The sequence below is a fragment of the Staphylococcus gallinarum genome (assembly GCF_000875895.1).
GTDB lineage: Bacteria > Bacillota > Bacilli > Staphylococcales > Staphylococcaceae > Staphylococcus > Staphylococcus gallinarum.
The window spans coordinates 1-241 of sequence record NZ_JXCF01000066.1 but is presented as its reverse complement, the minus strand read 5'-3'; the positions used below and the strand labels follow the sequence as shown (position 1 = coordinate 241).

Genomic DNA, 241 nt, shown 5'->3' with positions numbered 1-241 from the left:
TAAGACGGTCTTTATTAAAAACTCTATAAATGAATCAATCGCTTCGATTGCTAAAGACTTATTATCGAATATCGCATGCTTTTCTCCTCTAAATAACTCACTTTTTAGAGTTCCCCATACACCTTCCATAGGTCCATTATCTATACAGCATCCAGGTCTTGACATGCTTTGTTTGATGCCGAATTGATCTAACATAGTTTTATAAGGAATACTGGTATATTGACAACCTCTATCATTATGC

Annotated in this window: 1 pseudogene; it reads right to left on the bottom strand. The window is 34.4% G+C overall.

Annotated features, from left to right (window positions below):
* Positions 1-241: pseudogene (locus tag SH09_RS12945) on the bottom strand (DDE-type integrase/transposase/recombinase); the annotation flags it as partial.